General features: G+C 33.1%; 1 protein-coding gene. It reads right to left on the reverse strand.

The window, feature by feature from the left end; all coding sequences use genetic code 11:
- On the reverse strand, window positions 1–350 hold a 350-nt coding region (locus I4N53_RS01555), incomplete at both ends, for an AAA family ATPase (protein ID WP_214495432.1).

Consider the following 350-nt stretch of genomic DNA (forward strand, 5'->3'; position numbering starts at 1 on the left):
TCGTATAATTCTTTTAATTCTTCTAGTGATTTTTCTCTTTCTTTTTCCTCTATCTCTACTTCTTCTAATATCTTCACCACTTCTTCTTCTGTAAATCCCAACATTTCATTTAAGCTTAAATCCATTGTGACATTTAATGCTATGTTAAATCCACTTGTTAAGTCATCCAGCATTATCGGGGATATACCCGTTATGAATATCCTGTCTATTACAGTCTCTGTTCCTATCTTCAATGTCTCATAAAAGTCCCTTACAAAACCTGATGCCCTTACTATCTCCTTGTAAAATTCATTGTTCCCCATCGCTATTATGTCATTGGCAAAATGGTCATATTCGTCTATTATTAGATA

The organism is Thermoanaerobacter sp. CM-CNRG TB177 (genome assembly GCF_018588165.1).
Lineage (GTDB): Bacteria > Bacillota > Thermoanaerobacteria > Thermoanaerobacterales > Thermoanaerobacteraceae > Thermoanaerobacter > Thermoanaerobacter thermocopriae.